The organism is Streptomyces sp. NPDC101490 (genome assembly GCF_044767145.1).
Classification (GTDB): domain Bacteria; phylum Actinomycetota; class Actinomycetes; order Streptomycetales; family Streptomycetaceae; genus Streptomyces.
The window spans coordinates 1-17234 of sequence record NZ_JBIWNI010000039.1 but is presented as its reverse complement, the minus strand read 5'-3'; the positions used below and the strand labels follow the sequence as shown (position 1 = coordinate 17234).

Below are 17234 nucleotides of genomic sequence, written 5' to 3'. Positions count from 1 at the left end.
GGGGCCCGGTAAAAACACACCCGCGGGGGGCCCCGGGCCCGGGGGGCCGGGGGGGGGGGGCGCCCCCCCCCCCCCCGGGGGGGGCGGGGCCGGGGGCGGGGGGGGGCCGGCCCCGCCCCCCGGTCGCGCCGGGCGGGTTCAGCCCTCGATGGCGAGATCCCGGATGATCTTGGCGACGTGGCCGGTGGCCTTCACGTTGTAGAAGGCGTGCTCGACCTTGCCGTCCTCGTCGACGACGACGGTGGAGCGGATCACGCCGGTGACCGTCTTGCCGTAGAGCTTCTTCTCGCCGAAGGCTCCGTACGCCTCCAGGGTGGTCTTCTCCGGGTCGCCGACCAGGGTGACCTTGAGGTTCTCCTTCTCGCGGAACTTCGCCAGCTTCTCCGGCTTGTCCGGCGAGACGCCGATGACGTCGTAGCCCGCCGCGGCCAGCACGTCCAGGTTGTCCGTGAAGTCACAGGCCTGCTTGGTGCAGCCGGGGGTGAGGGCCGCCGGGTAGAAGTAGACGATGACCTTGCGGCCCTTGTGGTCCGCGAGGGAGACCTCGTTGCCGTCCGCGTCGGGCAGGGTGAAGGCGGGGGCGGTGTCGCCGGGCTGCAGTCGCTCGCTCATGGCTCTCCTCGGGATGGTTCGCGTACGCGATCAGAGCCTAATGGGGGTCGGGGACGGCCCGATGGCGGCAGAGCTGACAGACTGTCCACCAGGACCGGTCGAGGACCGGTCGGACGACCGGATCACGACTACGGAGGCAGCGCGGTGTCGGAGGCCAGGACCCCTGCGCAGATCGAGGCGGACATCGTCCGCCGGCGCGAGCAGCTCGCCGTCACTCTCGACGAGATCGGTATGAGGGTGCATCCGAAGACGATCATCGGGGACGCGAAGGCCAGGGTCGCCTCGACGGTCGACGAGACCGCCGGGCGTGCCTTCGTCGCCGTGAACCGGGTGGTCTCGGACGTGAAGGCACGTTTCACCCATGAGGACGGCGCTCCTCGGCTCGACCGTGTGGTGCCCGCCGCCCTGGTGGTCGTCGCGGTGGTCGGGCTGCTCGCGGCGTCCTCCCGCAAGGGCAGGGCGTGACCCCGACCGGCCACGGGTGCCGGGTCCGGGCGGGTAGGTTCGCCCCGTGAGCGACAACACGCACGACAAGCTGCCCATCCGGATGCTGCACGACCGGGTCCTGGTCCGCACCGACTCCCCGGAGGGGGAGCGGCGTTCCGGTGGCGGCATCCTGATCCCGGCGACCGCCGCCGTCGGTCGCAGGCTGGCCTGGGCCGAGGTCGTGGCGGTGGGGCAGAACGTCCGGACGGTCGAGCTCGGTGACCGGGTGCTGTACGACCCCGAGGACCGGGCCGAGGTCGAGGTGCGGGGCACCGCGTACGTGCTGATGCGCGAGCGCGATCTGCACGCGGTGGCGGCGGACCGGTTCCAGGGCGCTTCGGACTCGACCGGTCTGTATCTGTAGGGCGGGACGCTGTATCTGCAGGGCGGGACCCTGTATCTGTGGGGCGGGACGGCCGAAGGGCCCCGGTGACCAGGGTCACCGGGGCCCTTCGCCGTTCTTTGCTAGCCTGGTGACACACCCGACGAGACGCGCCGTACCGGGATCGACAAGACGACGCATCCCTGTTGTTCCGTCTCGTGGAGGTGTCGTCATGGCCTGGGTTCTTCTGATCATCGCGGGTCTGCTGGAAGTCGGCTGGTCGATCGGTATGAAGTACACCGAGGGCTTCACCCGTCTGTGGCCCAGCGTGTTCACCGGCGCCGGGATCGTCGTCTCCATGGTGCTGCTGTCGCAGGCGGCCAAGACGCTGCCGATCGGTACGGCGTACGGCGTGTGGGTCGGTATCGGCGCGGCCGGTGCGGCGGTGGTCGGCATGGTGGTGCTCGGGGAGCCCGCGACCGCCGCCCGGATCTTCTTCGTCTGTCTGCTGTTGGTCGCCGTGGTGGGCCTCAAGGCGACTTCGGGTCACTGACCGGGGGTGGGTCTTGAGACGGCCTCTCGTCACTGACCGGTGGCGGGGCCTCAAGGCTGCCTCGGGGTACTGACCGGTGGTGGGCCTCAAGGCTGCCTCGGGTCAGTGAACCAGTGGGTGGGTCTCAAGACGGCCTCGGGTCACTGACCGCGTGGGCCGAGAGGTGTCCGGGGGACGCGTGAGGCGGCCCCCGGACCCGCTTCGCCCGTCACGGGCGGCTCGGCCGGACCGTCCGTCGCGCCCGCCGGGCCGTCCGGTGCCGTCGGGACCGTCGGCGGGTCCTGGGTCCCCGGCATCAGCCGGAGGTCGAAGTCGAGGGGTTCGTCGTCGGCCAGGGCTTCCCGGGTGAAGGCGGCCCAGATCTCGGCGGGCGGCCCGCCGCCGTTGATCCGGGGCAGTCCGAGGGCCCCGTACAGCGGTTTCTGGTGGCCCGTCCCGGGGTCCTGGCCCATCAGCGCGACGACGGTCGCGAGGTCCGGGGTGTATCCGGCGAACCAGGCGGCCTTGTCGTCCTCCGCCGTGCCCGTCTTGCCCGCCGCCGGGCGTCCGGCGGCCTGCGCGGCCGTCCCGGTGCCCGAGGCGACGACGCTGCGCAGGATCGACGTGGTCGTGTCGGCCGCTTCCCTGCTGACCGCCTGCCGGGCGGCGACGGCGGGCACCGTCACGTCCCGGCCGTCCCTGGTGATCCGTTCGACCAGGGTGGCGGCGCCGTGCCTGCCGTGCGCGGCGAGGGTGGCGTAGGCGGTGGCCATGTCGAGGACGCTGGCGGTGGCGGGGCCGAGCGCGATGGAGGGGGAGGCGGTGAGGTCGGGCGTGGTGGTGGGCACGCCGAGGGAGACGGCGGTGCGCCGTACGTGGCCGGGGCCGACGTCCACGGCCATCTGGGCGTACACGGCGTTCACGGAGAGGTCGGTGGCGGTGCCGACGGGGATCTCGCCGTAGCTGGCGTCGTCCTCGTTGGCGGGGTCGTAGGGGCTTCCGTTCCAGCCCTCGACCGGGCGCCGGTTGCTTCCGTCGTACACCGTGTACGGGGTGATGGGCTCGCCCTGCTGGGTCTGGGCTCCGCTCTGGACGGCCGCGGTGAAGACGAAGGGCTTGAAGGTGGAGCCGACCTGGTAGTCGCGGCGGGTGGCGTTGTTGACGTACTGCCGGGTGTAGTCGATGCCGCCGTACAGGGCGAGGACCTTGCCGTCGGCGGGGTCGACGGCCGCCGCTCCGACACGGACGTACCGGTCGGCGAGGGAGCGGGCGGGGTCGAGCCGGGAGACGACCCGGTCCTCGACGGCCCGGACGAGCGACTCCTGTTTGGCGGGGTCGAGGGTGGTGGTGATCCGGAAGCCGCCGAGGGCGAGGGTCTTCTCGTCGACGACGCCGTGGCCGGTGAGGTACTCCTCGACGGCCCGGACGAGGTAGCCGCGCTGTCCGGCGAGGCCGGTGGAGGTGCGGGCGTCCTCGGGGGCGGGGAAGCGGGCGGCGGCGCGGGCGGCGGGGGTGAGCCGGCCCTCGGTGACCATGCCGTCGAGGACGTAGTTCCAGCGGGCGACGGCCTTGGCGCGGTTCTCGGGGTGGGTGGTGACGTCGTAGGCGCTGGGGGCCTTGAGGAGGGAGGCGAGGTAGGCGGCCTCGGCGGTGTCGAGCCGTTCGACGTCCTTGCCGTAGTAGGCGCGGGCGGCGGCCTGGACGCCGTAGGCGTTGCGGCCGAAGTAGCTGGTGTTCAGATAGCCCTGGAGGATCTCGTCCTTGGTCTTCTCGCGGCCCAGCTTGATCGCGATGAAGAACTCCTTGGCCTTGCGGCTGAGCGTCTGCTCCTGGCCCAGGTAGTAGTTCTTGACGTACTGCTGGGTGATGGTGGAGCCGGACTGGCGGCCCTTGCCGGTGACGGTGTTCCAGGCGGCGCGGAGCATCGCCTTGGGGTCGACGGCCGGTGAGGTGTGGAAGTCACGGTCCTCGGCGGCGAGGACCGCGTCCCGCAGGGCGGGCGGGACGCGGTCGAGGGGGACGCTCTCGCGGTTGACCTCGCCGTCCCGGGCGAGGGTGCTGCCGTCGCGGTACAGGTAGACGTTGGACTGGGCGACGGCGGCGGAGTTGGCGGGCGGGATGTCCACGAGGAGGTATCCGGCGGCGAGGGCTCCGGCGAGGGCCAGGGTGCCGAGGAGGGACAGCCCGAGGAGGGTGCGCAGGACGCGTCGGAGGGGTCGGCGCCTCGGTGCGGGGGGCGGGGGAGCGGGGAGGGTGGGGTCCCTCGGTTCCCAGCCGGGCGGCGGGGTCGGCCGGGGGGCGTCGGGCTCGCTCGTACCGGAGGAAGGGGGCATGGCACCCCATATTGCCCTCAAGGCCCGGAAAGTCTTGATTGCGACCCGAATGTCACCTTTTTCTGTGGGTGTTCGGAGGGTGCTCGGGGTGGCGTAAAACCGGTCGCGGCGCCCCGTCGCCCCCGCTAGGGTCGTGCGCTTCGGCATTTTTCGGGTGGTTTGCGGAGTCGCGGCCCCGTGGACCGGAAGGGGGAACGACATGCTGCGGCTGTACGCGACGGTGGCCGCGGGCGGGTTCCGGCGCTACGCCACCTACCGGGTGGCGACGGTGGCGGGCGTCTTCACCAACACCGTCTTCGGCCTGGTCATCTCGTACACCTATCTCGCGCTCTGGGACGAGCGCCCGCACCTCGGCGGCTACACCGCGGACGACGCCCTCGCCTACGTGTGGCTCGGACAGGCCCTGCTCACCGTCTGCGGACTCATGGGCGGCGGCTTCGAGGACGAGATCATCGAACGGGTCAGGACCGGGGACATCGCGGTGGACCTGTACCGCCCCGCCGACCTCCAGACCTGGTGGTTCTCGGCCAACGCGGGCCGGTGCGCCTTCCAACTCCTCGGCCGGGGCGTCGTCCCCATGGTGATCGGCTGGCTCGTCTTCCGCTTCACCCTGCCCCCGGACCTCGGCACCTGGCTCGCCTTCCTGGTGGCGGTGGCCCTGGGCACCGTCGTCAGCTTCGCGATCTGGTACCTCGTCGCGATGAGCGCCTTCTGGCTGCTCGACGGCCAGGGAGTGGTCCAGGTGGCCTGGCTCACCGGACTGTTCTTCTCCGGGATGCTGCTCCCCCTGAACGTCTTCCCCGGCACCCTCGGCGAGATCGCCCGCGCGCTGCCCTGGGCGGCGCTGCTCCAGGTCCCGGCCGACGTGTACCTGGGCGAGCACCGGGGCTGGGGGCTGGCAGGGGCGTACGCCTTCCAGGGCTGCTGGGCCCTCGCCCTGCTCGGCGCGGGCCGGGCGGCACAGACGGCGGCGACCCGGAAGGTGGTGGTCCAGGGTGGCTGAGCGACTACTGCCTGAGGACCGTGAGGACCGCGAGGACCGCGCCCCGCGCGCGTACGGACGGCTCGCGGAGGGCTCTGCTCCGCGCACGTACGGGCCGCCGGTCGGTTCCTGGACGACGTACCGGATGGTGGCGGGCATGTGGATCCGCTCCACCATGGCGTACCGCGCGTCCTTCGCCCTCACCCTGGTGACCAGCTTCTGCGTCACCTTCTTCGACTTCGTCGTGATCCTGCTGATGTTCGGTCAGGTGCGCGGACTCGGCGGCTTCTCCTTCGCCGAGGTCGCCCTGCTCTACGGGACGGCGGGCACGTCCTTCGGCATCGCGGACCTGACGGCGGGCTCCGTCCAGCGGATGGGACGACGGGTCAGGGAGGGCTCCCTCGACACCTTCCTGATGCGCCCGGCGCCGCTCCTCGCGCAGGTGGCGGCGGACAAGTTCGCGCTGCGCCGGTTCGGCCGGGTGCTCCAGGGGCTGACCGTCCTCGTCTGGGGGCTGTGCCTGCTCGATGTGGCGTGGACCCCGGTGAAGGTGCTCCTCCTGGTGACGGCGGTGGCCTGCGGGGCGGTGATCTTCGGCGCGCTGATGGTGCTCGGGGCGTCCGCGCTGTTCTGGATGCAGGACGCGGCGGAGGTGACGAACGCCTTCACGTACGGCGGGAACACCCTCCTCGGCTACCCGCCCACGGTCTTCGCGCAGGACCTCGTCCGGGGCGTGGTGTACGTGGTGCCGCTGGCGTTCGTGAACTGGCTGCCGGTCCTCCACGTCCTCGGCCGGCCGGCCCCCGCCGGGGTCCCGGAGTGGGCGGGCTTCGCCTCACCGCTGGTCGCGGCCGTCTGCTGCGGGGTCGCGGCGCTGGCCTGGCGGGCGGGGGTCCGCTCGTACCGGTCGACGGGGAGTTGAGGGGCGGGGGGAGAGGAAAGGGCCTGGTCCGGGGCCGGAATCGCCGCCGCAGCCGACATCGGCACGGCAGTCGGAGCCGGAGCCGGGACCTGGCCCCGGACCCGGACCCGGACCCGGAATCGAAGTCGTACCGATCGAATCGAATCGAAAGGAAGCCGAGGACCGTGGCGTTCATCGAGCTGGAGTCACTGGAGAAGACGTTCACGGTCCGCCGCAGGACGGGCCCGTTCCGCCGGGAGCGGCGCGAGGTGCGGGCCGTCGACGGCATCAGTTTCCGGGTGGAGCGCGGCGAGATGGTCGGCTACATCGGCCCCAACGGCGCCGGGAAGTCCACCACCATCAAGATGCTCACCGGCATCCTCACCCCCACCGGCGGGCGGCTGCGCGTCGCGGGCATCGACCCGGCCCGTGAACGCACCCGGCTCGCCCAGCGGATAGGAGTCGTCTTCGGGCAGCGCACCACCCTCTGGTGGGACCTGCCGCTGAAGGACTCGTACCGGCTGATGCACCGCATGTACCGCATCCCGGACGCCCGCTACCGGGAGAACCTCGCCCGCTGCGTGGAACTCCTCGAACTCGGCGAACTGCTCGACGTGCCCGTCCGGCAGCTCTCCCTCGGCCAGCGGATGCGCGGCGACATCGCGGCGGCGCTGCTCCACGACCCGGAGGTGCTCTACCTCGACGAGCCGACCATCGGACTGGACGTCGTCTCGAAGTCACGGGTACGGGAGTTCCTGCGCGACCTGAACGACACCAGGAACACCACGGTCCTCCTCACCACCCACGACCTCACCGACATCGAACAGCTCTGCTCCCGGGTCATGGTCATCGACCATGGGCGGCTGATGTACGACGGGGCGCTCGCCGGACTCCACGCCGTCGGGGAGAGCGAACGGCTCCTCGTCGTGGACCTCGAACGGGAGGCGCCGCCGATCGAGGACGTGCCGGGCGCCCGCTTCGTACGGGCGGAGGGACCCCGCCAGTGGCTCGCCTTCCCGGCCACCGCCTCGGCCGCGCCGCTGGTCGCGGCGGTGGCCGCCCGGCATCCCCTGATCGACCTCTCGGTGCGGGAACCCGACATCGAGGCGGTGATCGCGAAGATGTACGGGGGAACTCGGGAGGACCGCCGGGAGTCCCTGAGGTAGGAGGTCAGCAGATGGTGAGTTTTTCGTACACGGCAGCGGACGAGGAGAAGAGCAGAGGGGTCCGCCGCATGAAGGTGCTGGCGACCTCGCTCCTCGTCGGCGTGGCGGTGGTCTACGCCCTCGCCACCTGGGCGCGGAGCGCGGGCGCCGGGCCCTGGGCCGGGTACGTCGCGGCGGCGGCGGAGGCGGGCATGGTCGGCGCGCTCGCCGACTGGTTCGCGGTGACGGCCCTCTTCCGGCACCCCCTGGGGCTGCCGATCCCGCACACGGCGATCATCCCGAAGAAGAAGGACCAGCTGGGCGCCTCGCTCGGCTCGTTCGTCGGAGAGAACTTCCTGTCGGCCGATGTCGTACGGGGCAGGCTGGCGGCCCTCGCCATCGGGCGCAGGCTCGGCGGCTGGCTGGCCGACCCGGCACACGCGGACCGGGTCACGGCGGAGGCGTCGACCGCGCTGCGCGGGGCGCTCACCGTGCTGCGGGACTCCGACGTGCAGGCGGTCGTCGGCGAGGCGATCACCCGCCGTGCCGAATCGGCGGAGATCGCGCCGGGTCTCGGCAAGACCCTGGAGAAGGTGGTCTCCGACGGGGCCCACCACCGGGCCGTCGACCTGATCTGCACCCGCGCCCACGACTGGCTCGTCACCCACGGCGACTCCGTGATGGACGCGGTGCAGGGCGGCGCGCCGGGCTGGACGCCCCGCTTCGTCGACAAGCGGATCGGGGAGCGGGTCTACAAGGAGCTGCTCCGCTTCGTCACGGAGATGCGGGACATGCCGACCCATCCGGCGCGGGGGGCGATCGACCGTTTCCTCACCGACTTCGCGGCCGACCTCCAGGCCGACACGGACACCCGGGCCCGGGTGGAACGCCTCAAGTCGGAGCTGCTGGCCCGCCCCGAGGTCCAGGACATCATCGCCTCGGCCTGGTCGTCGGTCCGCAACCTGATCATCGCGGCGGCCGAGGACGACCGCAGCCAGCTCCGGCTGCGGGCCCGTGCCTCCCTGATCTCCCTGGGCAAGCGGCTGGCGACGGACACCCGCCTCCAGACGAAGGTGGACGGCTGGGCGGAGGACGCGGCGGCCTACCTGGTGACGACGTACCGCGCCGAGATCACGTCCCTGATCACGGACACGGTGGCGGGCTGGGACGCCACCCAGACCTCGAAGAAGATCGAGGCGAACATCGGCCGCGACCTCCAGTTCATCCGCATCAACGGCACGGTGGTCGGCGCGCTGGCGGGCCTCCTGATCTACACGGTGAGCCACGCGGTGGGCGGCTGAGCGCGGCCCGTACGGACGGGCCCGCTCGTAGGGACCGTTCTGGAGGTCTGTGCCCGCCCCCGTACGGACTCTGGTGGGGGCCTGAGGCCTGCCCGTACGGACTCCGGTACGGCCCCGCTGGGGACTGGAGGCGCGCGCACGGCCCCAGGCAGCGGTGTCTGCGCCCCGCCCCGCCCGTACGTACCTCGCGGGAGACCTGAGGCCTCCGGTAGGGCTGAGCCCGCGCTCACCGGCTCCGGCGGAGCCCAGCCGTCACGGACGCGGGCGCTCAGCCCTTGTCGCGGGTGACGGCCCAGGAGGCGGCGGCGACGGCCCCGGCGACGGAGAACACGGCGGGCCAGGCGCCGATCTTCTTGGCGAGGGGGTGGGACCCGGCGAATCCGGCGAGGTAGGCGGCCCCGAGCCCGGCGGCCACCTTCGCCCCACCGACCCGCTGCCACTCGTACGCGGCCACGCCCCCGGCCCCGAGGAGCACGACCCCACCGAGCGGCCGCTTCCCGCTCCACCGGGCAACGGCATAACCCCCCACGAGTCCGGCGGCGGCGACGGCGGGGGAGGGAATGGGGGGCATGGCGGGGCCTTCCTGGTAGGTCGGTCGGTGCCCTTTGAGCCTACGAGGGGACGCGAACGTTCTCCGCACCGGCCACGGAACCCGGCTCGTTCGGACCGCGCGTGGCGCACTCGGCGCACAGCGTCTCGTCGGCGAGGGGCCGGAACAGCATGGGCTGGATGTGGTTCCCGCCGCATTCGCGTGTGCCTTCGAGACGAGCGGAGAGCCGACTTCCCGACCGGGGAGGCAGGGCGTGGGGTGGTACGTCGCAGAGGAGGTAGCGGACGAGGCCGCCGGGCCGGTGTACGGGTGTTCCGGCGCCGGGCAGCCCGCGCAGGACGTGCTCGTGGACGTCTGCGACGGTGTGTCCCGCGTCGAGCCAGCGGGCGGCGAGGCGGGTGAGTTCGTCGCGCATCCCGGGCGGGATGTGGCGGAGGGCGGGGGAGAGGAGGGGCAGTGAGCCGACGAGGGTGCGGGCCTCTTCGCGGGAGGGGCTGCTGGGTGAGCCGTCGGAGGCCTCGGCGGTAGGGCCGACGGTCTCGCCCTCGCTCGCCACCGGCGGAGGGTTGGAGGTGTCTTCCAGCAGGTCTTTCTTTGGATGACGGTCGGTGGACGGGGTTGTCGGTTCACCGGCGGCCGGTTTCGGGGGACTCGGTACGACCTGCGGGGATGCAAGGTTCGCGCAGGCGAGGAGTGGGGTCTTGGTGAGGATTTTGACGGCCTCGTCCGCAGTCAACGGTGTGCTGGAGACGAGCTGTTGGGTGACCCAGTGCCCTCCGGCGCCCTGGACCTTCCGCTCGTGCACGAACCCTTCTTCCTTGAGCTGCCGCTTGGCCCGGCTGAAGGAACATGCCCCGATCCGGGCACGCTCGGCACTCTTGGAGAGCGACTCACGAGCGCCCTGCGGAAGGGAGAGCTGCCAGGTCAGGAGCCGAACGGCGTCGGAACTGAGCCGAGGATGCCGGATGAGCTCGTGCGAGAACTGGGTGAAGGCGCGAGAGGGCGCGATAACGTTGCGGCAGATCACGGTGGCTGCTTCCACTAGTGGTTCAGGCCCTCGCCGATGGCTGCAACCATCGGTGGGGGCCGTTTTGCGCGAACGTACCGCACTGAAAGCGTCTGAGAAATCACGTTAAGTGAAGAACACTCGTGTGAGTGAAGAACGTTCTCAGGAGAGCCGGACAGCGACAACACCTTGCACGACCCATCCTCCCGGCCCATTCCCCAAGATGACCTGAGCCTGACGGCCGTGGCCGACACCTCGCGCCCGCCATCGGGCCCTGCCCGCCCTTCGCCTCGTCGGAGAACAGGAACGCGGCCTTTGCGAGTCCGGGTATTGCCTCAACGCTCCGAGGCGTCCCGCCAGTAATCGGCGAGCATCTCGCCCGGCCATGTCGGCTGGGCGAGGGGGCCGCGCGGGAGCATCTCCTCGAACACCGCCACGAGATCGATGACCTCGGTGCCCTCGTCGGCGTCGAGGTCCGTCACGTGGAGATCGAGACCCTCCACCTTGAGCAGCCTCGGAAAAGAGGTCGCGATGCGGGCCGGGCGGCGGTGGTTGTGGTGGACGAAGGTGCCGGTGGCGGGCCACGCCGGATTGTCGCGGGGGCTGCGCGCGTGAAGGGCGACGTCGTCAGGGGAGCCGAGGTTGAAGAACCACGTGACCTGGAGGTGGGAGAACTCCTCGATGCCCCGCAACGTCTCCACGGGGAACTCGGGCCTCAGGCGGATGATCGACCGTACGCCGCCCTTGAAGTCGTCACGTCGTCCGACATGACCCCCGACGACATCGGCGATGACCGGTACCTCGATGAACTGAGCGGACACGGCTGCCCTTTCCTCCTCCTTGGCGGTGCCGCCTGTGGAGCGCGGCGGCTCGGCGGCGTCAGGTTACTCGCCGCAGTACGCTCCGGGCCCGCGCGTTCACTTCGGTGGCACCGGGGATGCCTCGGTTGCGGAAGGGAGAGAGGGCCGCACACATGGTGACGGCCGCTTCCCGGGTTCTGCCGGACTGGACGCCGTCCATGGCGTCGAGCGCCCGGGACCAGGTCTGGCAGGCGGCGTCGATGTTGCCCTGCCCCGCTTGGACCGTGCCCATGTACCCGAGGGTGACGGCATGGGTCCTGCTGAAGGAGTCGGTCCTACGGCGACGGACGCTGTCGCGGAAGTGGCGGAGAGCGCCGTCGAGGTCGCCCAGGGCCCACAAGGCGCGAGCCGTCTCGTGGGCGAGGGAGGCATCCTGGAAGAACCAGACCCGTCGAGGTTCTGAGTCACCGGGCCGGGCCTCGCCGAGATCCGTCTCAGCCCGGTGGATCGCGGCCAGGGCCTTGTTCCGCTGGCCGTCCGCGGCCAAGGCCCGCGCGCGCACGATCCCGATCAGAGCGCGTTCCCGTGGGGTGGCATCGGTGTACCTGTTGCGCTCGACGGATGCGTTGGCGAGGCCCAGGGCCACCCTGGTGTGCCCCAAGTCCATCGCCTGATGGGCCATCGCCCGCAGAATGTGCCCGGCGAGGGGGGCGTCGTCGGCTTCTGCTGCCAGCCGCAGTGCGAGGGTGAAGTGGCGTCGTGCGGCTTCGTGTTGGGAGGCGTCGAATCCCATCCACCCCGCCACGTAGATGACTTCGGACGCTGCTGAGTACAGCGAGCGCCGCGCCTTCTCGCCGTTGAAGACCCCGCTGATGTATCTGGCGACATCGTCGACGATGTACTGGTGCAGGGCGGTCCGGCCGTCCACACCCCCGTGCCGTTGATCGCGCTGGGAGAAGAACTCCGTCATCTCGCGAATCGCCCGCACTTCGGTCTCGCCGACCCTACGGCTCGTCCTGGTGGCGCGAGAGCGGGCCCGTTCCGGTGCCTCTTCCCACCAAGAGTCCTTGGGAAGGGCTAACCCTCCGACGGAATAGGCGGCACCGGCCAGGAGCCGGCGTCGTTCGCGATCCATGCTGCTTCTCCCCAGGTCGAGCAGAGTGGTCAAGGTGTCCGCGGCCCACTCGAACTCAGTGGTTTCGTCCGGGAGCTTCCTCGCGAGACCGATCTCCGCGAGTGTCACAGGGCGCGTCAGGCGCCGCGACAGCGTTTCACGCAGGATGTCACTCGCTCGCCCCCGGGGCTGGGTGCCGGCGATCCACATCGCGATGTGCGAGCGCTTGACGGTGAGCAGTTCCTTGACCCCGGCCTCGGCGGCCACTCGTACCAGGGCGGCCGCCACCGCCGTCTGTGACCAGCCCGTTTCCGCGATCACCGAGGCCAAGGCCTCGTTCCTGCGCGCCATGGTGCGCCCCTCTTCACAAGAGAACGATCTTTGACGGGTTTGACGGCATCGAGGCCTGGACGAGGGTGTCCGCCCGCCGCGAATCACGGTTCGCTGAGAGAACACGAAACCACCAATCAGCGACGCCGGGAGGCCGACTGATGACATTCAGTCACGTGGGTGACGGCGATGTGAGGGGCGGGCCACCGCTCGCCTCTGCCGCTCCGAACGGGCCCGCCGCGCGAGGAGATTCCCATGCACCACCATCGTGGGCGCCTGTCACGGACGCGACGGCCGGTCCCGCTGCTTCCCATCCCACAGGGCACCCCGCGTACTTTCAGACCCTCCCGCGCGAGCCGAAGAGCGCGATGGTCGCCCGCAGGCTGGTTCGTACGGTGCTGACTCTGTGGGGGCTGGAGCCCCTTATCGAGGACGCCACTCTCGTGGTCACCGAACTTGCTTCCAACGCGGCCGACCACGGTCGACTCCGGTGGATCCACGTAGGCGTCGCGAGGCCCTCCACTCATGTGGTGCGCCTCAGCGTGGCCGATCGTTCCAGGGTCGTCCCGCCCCGGAGAACGGTGGTGGATGACGACCACTCTCGGGGGAGGGGGCTGTTCCTCGTCGACGCTCTCGCGCTGCGGTGGGGAACCGAGCTGTACCCGTGGGGCAAGCAAGTGTGGGCCGACTTGGGGAAGGGCGGGGCGGCGTGAAGAGCGCGGACGGTTGCGTGGTGCGTAAGCCGTGGGAGTTGTCGTTCCTCGCGGAACCACGGGAGCTTGCCGCGCTCCGCCGTTTGGTGCGACTCCACTTGAAGCTCTGGGGACTGTCTCCGCAGAGCGATACGGCCCAGCTCTGTGTGAGCGAACTGGTCTCTCGGGTGATTCGACAGGGAGGAGCGGGCACTCCGGCGTCACTCCGATTCTCGATGAACGGCACCTCGTTGCGGATCGAGGTCCGGGATGCCGGATGGCACGTACCGTCGACGCCCATCGCACCCGCCGCCGAGGCGGACACCGGTCTCACGCTGGTGGAAGGGGTCGCGGACCGATGGGGTGTTCTGTGGGAACCGGAACACAGGGTCACCTGGTGTGAGATCTCCACCGATCTCACGACGCCCCACGGGCACAGCGGTGACGCTCGCGTCATGCGAGCGGAAGCCATGCTCCGCCTGTACGGCGCTGTTGCCCTTCCCCCGCCGGGCGCGGCGAGTCGGCTGAGGGTCGCCGCGACCAACCAAGCGGTGATCGAGGTGATCATCGACCTTCTCCGCTGGGTGGACGCTCACGGGTACGACGCCGACGACATCCTTGACGCGGCTCAAACGCGCTTCGAGGCCGGACGCTGAGCAGGATCGAGCCCGAGTGCCCCCAAGGCCAACACCCTGATTTCGGCGAGCAATCTGCTGGTCGTCGACGAGAGCGGCGCCACCCTGCTTCAGCGCCGCCGGGACACCGGCCAGTGGGCGCTGCCCGGCGGCGCCCAGGGCATCTGTGGGACCGCCGCCGAGTGCGCGGTACGGAGTGCCTGGAGGAGAACGGGGATCGTCGCCGAGATCACCGGCTTCCTCGGCGTCTACACCACCCCCCCGCTACATCGTGGCGTATACGGACGGCGAGATCCGCCAGCAGTACGAGAACACCTACATCGGCCGACCCGTGGGCGGCGCACCCACCATCAACGACGAGGCAGACGGTGTCCGCTTCGTCCAACCGGCCGACCTGGACCAATACGACATCCACGCCAGCATGCGCCAGCAGATCGGTGACTACCTCGCCGGCACGTACCCCTACCTCGGCTGAGCGGCCAGAGCCTCCTCCACCCGCTCCACCGCACCGAAGATCTGCGGCGTCGCCCGGCGGATGAACCGCCCGACGATGCTGTCCGCTCCGTAGCGGCCCAGGATCTCCGCAACCCGTCCTGCACGGTCGTTCGGCGGCCGTCGGGAGCGGTCGTCATATCGCAGTGCACGAGGGCGTCCACCAGCAGCGGCTCCTCCAGCAAGGGGAACTCACTCGACAGCTGTTCCCTCAGCCCCGCTCCTCGGCTTCCAGGCGCGCGAACGAGTGGTTCGTGACCAGTCGCGTCAGCCGCTTGTCCGCCCCGCACTCGTCGCGGAGGAACCGGGCGCCGTCCAGAGGGTGGAAGCCGGTCACCGTGAGCCGGGGTGTGTAGCCGATGTCATGCAGTATTGCAGCGGCCGTTAGTAGGCTGGCTTCCTTCCGCAAGGCCCCACTTCTTGACTGTGCGTCCAGCGTCGAGTGAGCGCCTACCGATTTCTCCCTCGGCGATCCGCCTTGCCGAATCGAGCGTCACGTCGTCCATTCTCGACTGACTCTGCCGCCTCAGGGCTGGACGCGTGGTCAGTGCGCCAGATCAGGCTCGTTCTCTGGGTGGAGCAACTCGTCTCGGACTCCGAACTCGGAAGCGCTGTGCCTACCTGCGTGACAGTTATGGCAAAGGGTCACGAGGTTTTCATCATCATTCTTGCCGCCAAGGTGTACCGGGAGTATGTGGTGGACCTGAAGCACCACGCCGTTTTTGTCGGGTGCGTCTCCGCAATCGCGGCAACGCTTTCCATCGCGCTCCAGAATGGCGTGGCGCTGTTTGATCGCCTGTCGAACTCTGGGGGGGCGCTGAGTGAGGTCCTCCAGGTAGTAGCTGCCGGGCGCCAGAGAAGAGTCATCGATGTTTGAAACGACCTTCCAACCTTCTTCCTCCAGCTCGCGCATACGGCGGGGCCACTCTTGAATTTTCGAAACGTAGGCAAGACGTTCTTTGTCTACAACGGCAGGGCTCACCGCCTTCAAATATTGAAGCAGACGGGATTTTCCGGAGCCGTCTGTGCCGCGTACCTCTTTCGCCAATTTCCACGCCTCGGCCAATTTACTGTCGGGCTCATCGGAGTTGAGTCGGTAGTGGTCATCCGGTAGCCGCGGATCCGAGACTGTGGAGTCGATGGGCCATCCCTCCTCCACTCGTAGTTCGCGAACCCGCCGAGCCCACTCGCCGATCCCTGAAACACCCTCGAGCCGGTGGGCATGTACTGGCTTACCGACATGCAGACGTAGGTATGCGAGGATCGCAGCTTTGCCTGATTTCAGTCCGTGATCGGAGTTGGCGATTACAACAGCGGCGCGAATATTCGCCATTTCGTTACCTATCGCGGCCGCCGTCTCGAGCCACGTAGCTACGGAAGTCCCACCTTGTTGGCGGGCCAGCCGATCGGTGCGGATCCGCGCGGCGAGCTCTTGCAGGTGCTGCTCAACCTTGGTCAGTTCGGGTTCTGCGCTCATACCGCAAGAGGATGTCATGGGCGGGGCGATCGGGGGCGAGGCTCAGGGAGCAGGTCAGCCACACCCCCGCGTCCATCTTGTGACATCAGCCACATCGAAGGGTGGAGGGTCTGCTGCTCCCTGTGGACGTGTCGAGTCGAGCGGTCTCGTGCCTGTTGCAAGGGGGTGGGTGCGTGGGTCTGTACGAGCATCCAGGGGCCGTGGTGCCGACAGATGTCGGTGACGCGAACTAACCTGTCTCCATGGCCCGACCTATCACCATGATCGACTTGTTCGCCGGCTGCGGCGGCATGACTTCCGGCTTCGTTTCCGCCAGAGGGTACAAGCCTGTGCTGGCAGTGGAGTGGGATTTGGCTGCTGCCGCAACCTATGCCGCGAACTTCGGGGAACGTCACATGCGTTGGGGAGACATTGCTAAAGTCCCGGACTCTGATATCACCGAGGCGGATCTGGTAATTGGCGGCCCCCCGTGTCAGGGATTTTCCGGCTTGGGAACTCGTGACGTAAATGACCCGAGGAACAAGCTCTGGAAGGAATATATTCGATTCGTTCAACATGCGCGACCCAAAGTTTTCGTAATTGAGAACGTCGATCGCTTTCGTAAATCGACAGAGTTCGCGCTCCTCCTTCAGGAGACAAGTGAGGGTGGGTTGCTGGAGGAGTATGAGTTGACCCACGAACTCCTGTTGGCTGCTGATTATGGGGCGCCGCAGCGCCGGAAGCGCACGATTGTCATCGGGTCCCGTATCGGAAAGATTCCGATGCCTGACCCGACGCACGAGCCGAGTGGTCTACTTGGGTTGAAGTCGTGGCGCACGGTTCGCGATGCCATCGATGGGCTTCCGGAGAAGCCAGATGTCACCGATCTGCCGAAAATGAGCACCAGTTACTTTGGTGAAAGAGTTCCAGGCCCCTTCAAGAGTGTAGACATCCACATCGGGCGGAATCCGACACCCCGTTCTCTGGAGCGTTACAACCACATCCCCCCGGGTGGTGGGCGATTCGATCTTCCGGATCACCTTCTTTCGCGTTGCTGGCGGGAAAAGAAGACCGGGACCACCGATGTCATGGGGAGGATGCGGTGGGATCGCCCGTCGTTGACGATCCGTACGGAATTCTTTAAACCTGAAAAGGGTCAGTATCTTCATCCGCAATGGGATGTCGATGATGCGAGCAATCGAGTGAATCGCCCAATTACGCACCGGGAGGCCGCGCTCTTGCAGACGTTTCCTGATGAATTCGTCTGGTGTGGGAGCAAGGTTGAGATTGCGCGTCAGATTGGTAACGCCGTGCCTCCAGTTCTTGCGAAGGCGATTGCTCTGCATCTGAAGCCCTATTTGAGGGGTGCGATGCCTGAGGCGCGAGTCTCGGATGATTTGGAGAGCCTTGCCGGAACTGGAGGGGGGAAGGCATAACGCCTTCCCCCCCCTCAGACCGCGTTTGAGATCTGCCGTGTCCCGTTGCTGAAGGGCTCGTTGAACTCTCTGTGAGCGGCGTTGGGGGTGGGTACCCATCGGACCTGAC

General features: G+C 68.9%; 18 protein-coding genes, 2 pseudogenes and 1 riboswitch. Of the genes and pseudogenes, 12 read left to right on the top strand and 8 right to left on the bottom strand.

All coding sequences use genetic code 11. The features are described from left to right. Positions 1-138: 138 nt before the first annotated feature. The gene (gene bcp / locus ACIRQY_RS34420) at positions 139-612 is read right to left on the bottom strand and encodes a thioredoxin-dependent thiol peroxidase (protein ID WP_351782733.1); all 474 of its coding nucleotides are present in this window, start codon (positions 610-612) and stop codon (positions 139-141) included. 144 nt (positions 613-756) lie between these two features. Here bcp and ACIRQY_RS34415 point away from each other — a divergent pair, with 144 nt between their 5' ends. The 3 genes from ACIRQY_RS34415 (at position 757) to ACIRQY_RS34405 (ending at position 1973) form a co-directional block, all read left to right on the top strand. Continuing rightward, on the top strand, positions 757-1077 hold the full coding sequence (locus ACIRQY_RS34415; protein WP_351782730.1) for a DUF3618 domain-containing protein: 321 nt from the start codon (positions 757-759) through the stop codon (positions 1075-1077). A 46-nt stretch (positions 1078-1123) separates the two neighbouring features. Next, the gene (locus tag ACIRQY_RS34410) at positions 1124-1462 is read left to right on the top strand and encodes a co-chaperone GroES (RefSeq protein ID WP_351782727.1); all 339 of its coding nucleotides are present in this window, start codon (positions 1124-1126) and stop codon (positions 1460-1462) included. Positions 1463-1557: 95 nt separating this feature from the next. Beyond that, positions 1558-1622: riboswitch (guanidine-III (ykkC-III) riboswitch) on the top strand. Positions 1623-1652: 30 nt separating this feature from the next. After that, positions 1653-1973 carry a multidrug efflux SMR transporter gene (locus tag ACIRQY_RS34405; RefSeq protein ID WP_351782724.1) on the top strand — a complete coding sequence of 107 codons (321 nt, stop codon included), beginning with the start codon at positions 1653-1655 and terminating at the stop codon, positions 1971-1973. Between the two features lie 140 nt (positions 1974-2113). Here ACIRQY_RS34405 and ACIRQY_RS34400 read toward each other — a convergent pair whose 3' ends face one another. Beyond that, on the bottom strand, positions 2114-4285 hold the full coding sequence (locus ACIRQY_RS34400) for a transglycosylase domain-containing protein (protein WP_403932421.1): 2172 nt from the start codon (positions 4283-4285) through the stop codon (positions 2114-2116). A 202-nt stretch (positions 4286-4487) separates the two neighbouring features. On the opposite strand from ACIRQY_RS34400, the gene ACIRQY_RS34395 reads away from it, so the two are divergent. The 4 genes from ACIRQY_RS34395 to ACIRQY_RS34380 all read left to right on the top strand — a co-directional run bounded on the left by ACIRQY_RS34395 (position 4488) and on the right by ACIRQY_RS34380 (position 8614). Beyond that, entirely contained in the window at positions 4488-5288 is an 801-nt protein-coding gene (locus ACIRQY_RS34395) for an ABC transporter permease (RefSeq protein WP_403932445.1), read from the top strand. After that, positions 5281-6189, top strand: a complete 909-nt coding sequence (locus tag ACIRQY_RS34390; RefSeq protein ID WP_403932419.1) for an ABC transporter permease — start codon at positions 5281-5283, stop codon at positions 6187-6189. Before ACIRQY_RS34395 ends, ACIRQY_RS34390 begins: the two co-directional genes overlap by 8 nt. Positions 6190-6353: 164 nt before the next feature. Next, positions 6354-7334 (top strand): ATP-binding cassette domain-containing protein, encoded by a 981-nt coding sequence (locus ACIRQY_RS34385; RefSeq protein WP_351782718.1) that lies wholly within the window; start codon positions 6354-6356, stop codon positions 7332-7334. 11 nt (positions 7335-7345) lie between these two features. Further along, on the top strand, positions 7346-8614 hold the full coding sequence (locus ACIRQY_RS34380; protein ID WP_403932416.1) for a DUF445 domain-containing protein: 1269 nt from the start codon (positions 7346-7348) through the stop codon (positions 8612-8614). Between the two features lie 268 nt (positions 8615-8882). Here ACIRQY_RS34380 and ACIRQY_RS34375 read toward each other — a convergent pair whose 3' ends face one another. The 4 genes from ACIRQY_RS34375 to ACIRQY_RS34360 all read right to left on the bottom strand — a co-directional run bounded on the left by ACIRQY_RS34375 (position 8883) and on the right by ACIRQY_RS34360 (position 12435). Continuing rightward, a complete protein-coding gene (locus ACIRQY_RS34375) occupies positions 8883-9185 on the bottom strand; it encodes a hypothetical protein (protein ID WP_403932413.1) in 303 nt (100 codons plus the stop codon). Between the two features lie 40 nt (positions 9186-9225). Further along, the gene (locus ACIRQY_RS34370; RefSeq protein ID WP_403932411.1) at positions 9226-10206 is read right to left on the bottom strand and encodes a hypothetical protein; all 981 of its coding nucleotides are present in this window, start codon (positions 10204-10206) and stop codon (positions 9226-9228) included. Positions 10207-10505: 299 nt separating this feature from the next. Beyond that, positions 10506-10991 (bottom strand): TrmO family methyltransferase, encoded by a 486-nt coding sequence (locus ACIRQY_RS34365; protein ID WP_403932408.1) that lies wholly within the window; start codon positions 10989-10991, stop codon positions 10506-10508. 58 nt (positions 10992-11049) lie between these two features. Beyond that, a complete protein-coding gene (locus tag ACIRQY_RS34360) occupies positions 11050-12435 on the bottom strand; it encodes a Tat pathway signal protein (RefSeq protein WP_403932405.1) in 1386 nt (461 codons plus the stop codon). A 140-nt stretch (positions 12436-12575) separates the two neighbouring features. On the opposite strand from ACIRQY_RS34360, the gene ACIRQY_RS34355 reads away from it, so the two are divergent. The 4 genes and pseudogenes from ACIRQY_RS34355 (at position 12576) to ACIRQY_RS34340 (ending at position 14216) form a co-directional block, all read left to right on the top strand. Then, positions 12576-13127 carry an ATP-binding protein gene (locus tag ACIRQY_RS34355; RefSeq protein ID WP_403932403.1) on the top strand — a complete coding sequence of 184 codons (552 nt, stop codon included), beginning with the start codon at positions 12576-12578 and terminating at the stop codon, positions 13125-13127. Continuing rightward, positions 13124-13762, top strand: a complete 639-nt coding sequence (locus tag ACIRQY_RS34350; RefSeq protein WP_403932400.1) for an ATP-binding protein — start codon at positions 13124-13126, stop codon at positions 13760-13762. The genes ACIRQY_RS34355 and ACIRQY_RS34350 overlap by 4 nt, the downstream gene beginning before the upstream one ends. A gap of 36 nt (positions 13763-13798) precedes the next feature. Beyond that, a pseudogene (locus ACIRQY_RS34345) lies at positions 13799-14002 on the top strand (NUDIX domain-containing protein); the annotation flags it as partial. Between the two features lie 10 nt (positions 14003-14012). After that, positions 14013-14216 carry a hypothetical protein gene (locus ACIRQY_RS34340; RefSeq protein WP_403932397.1) on the top strand — a complete coding sequence of 68 codons (204 nt, stop codon included), beginning with the start codon at positions 14013-14015 and terminating at the stop codon, positions 14214-14216. Here the strand turns inward: ACIRQY_RS34340 and ACIRQY_RS34335 are convergent. Both ACIRQY_RS34335 and ACIRQY_RS34330 read right to left on the bottom strand, forming a co-directional pair. Continuing rightward, positions 14204-14739, bottom strand: a pseudogene (locus ACIRQY_RS34335) (HD domain-containing protein). The gene ACIRQY_RS34340 and the pseudogene ACIRQY_RS34335 overlap by 13 nt on opposite strands. 38 nt (positions 14740-14777) lie before the next feature. After that, entirely contained in the window at positions 14778-15710 is a 933-nt protein-coding gene (locus ACIRQY_RS34330; RefSeq protein ID WP_403932394.1) for an HNH endonuclease, read from the bottom strand. Positions 15711-15952: 242 nt separating this feature from the next. Between ACIRQY_RS34330 and ACIRQY_RS34325 the strand changes: the two genes are divergently transcribed. Further along, on the top strand, positions 15953-17125 hold the full coding sequence (locus tag ACIRQY_RS34325; RefSeq protein WP_403932392.1) for a DNA cytosine methyltransferase: 1173 nt from the start codon (positions 15953-15955) through the stop codon (positions 17123-17125). Positions 17126-17234 lie beyond the last annotated feature (109 nt).

Bases quoted from the DNA above. Each gene is read 5' to 3' on its own strand.
- ACIRQY_RS34405 (WP_351782724.1), top strand. From the start codon at position 1,653: ATGGCCTGGGTTCTTCTGATCATCGCGGGTCTGCTGGAAGTCGGCTGG.
- ACIRQY_RS34360 (WP_403932405.1), bottom strand. From the start codon at position 12,435: ATGGCGCGCAGGAACGAGGCCTTGGCCTCGGTGATCGCGGAAACGGGC.
- ACIRQY_RS34380 (WP_403932416.1), top strand. From the start codon at position 7,346: ATGGTGAGTTTTTCGTACACGGCAGCGGACGAGGAGAAGAGCAGAGGG.
- ACIRQY_RS34400 (WP_403932421.1), bottom strand. From the start codon at position 4,285: ATGCCCCCTTCCTCCGGTACGAGCGAGCCCGACGCCCCCCGGCCGACC.
- ACIRQY_RS34375 (WP_403932413.1), bottom strand. From the start codon at position 9,185: ATGCCCCCCATTCCCTCCCCCGCCGTCGCCGCCGCCGGACTCGTGGGG.
- bcp (WP_351782733.1), bottom strand. From the start codon at position 612: ATGAGCGAGCGACTGCAGCCCGGCGACACCGCCCCCGCCTTCACCCTG.
- ACIRQY_RS34355 (WP_403932403.1), top strand. From the start codon at position 12,576: ATGACATTCAGTCACGTGGGTGACGGCGATGTGAGGGGCGGGCCACCG.
- ACIRQY_RS34325 (WP_403932392.1), top strand. From the start codon at position 15,953: ATGGCCCGACCTATCACCATGATCGACTTGTTCGCCGGCTGCGGCGGC.
- ACIRQY_RS34330 (WP_403932394.1), bottom strand. From the start codon at position 15,710: ATGAGCGCAGAACCCGAACTGACCAAGGTTGAGCAGCACCTGCAAGAG.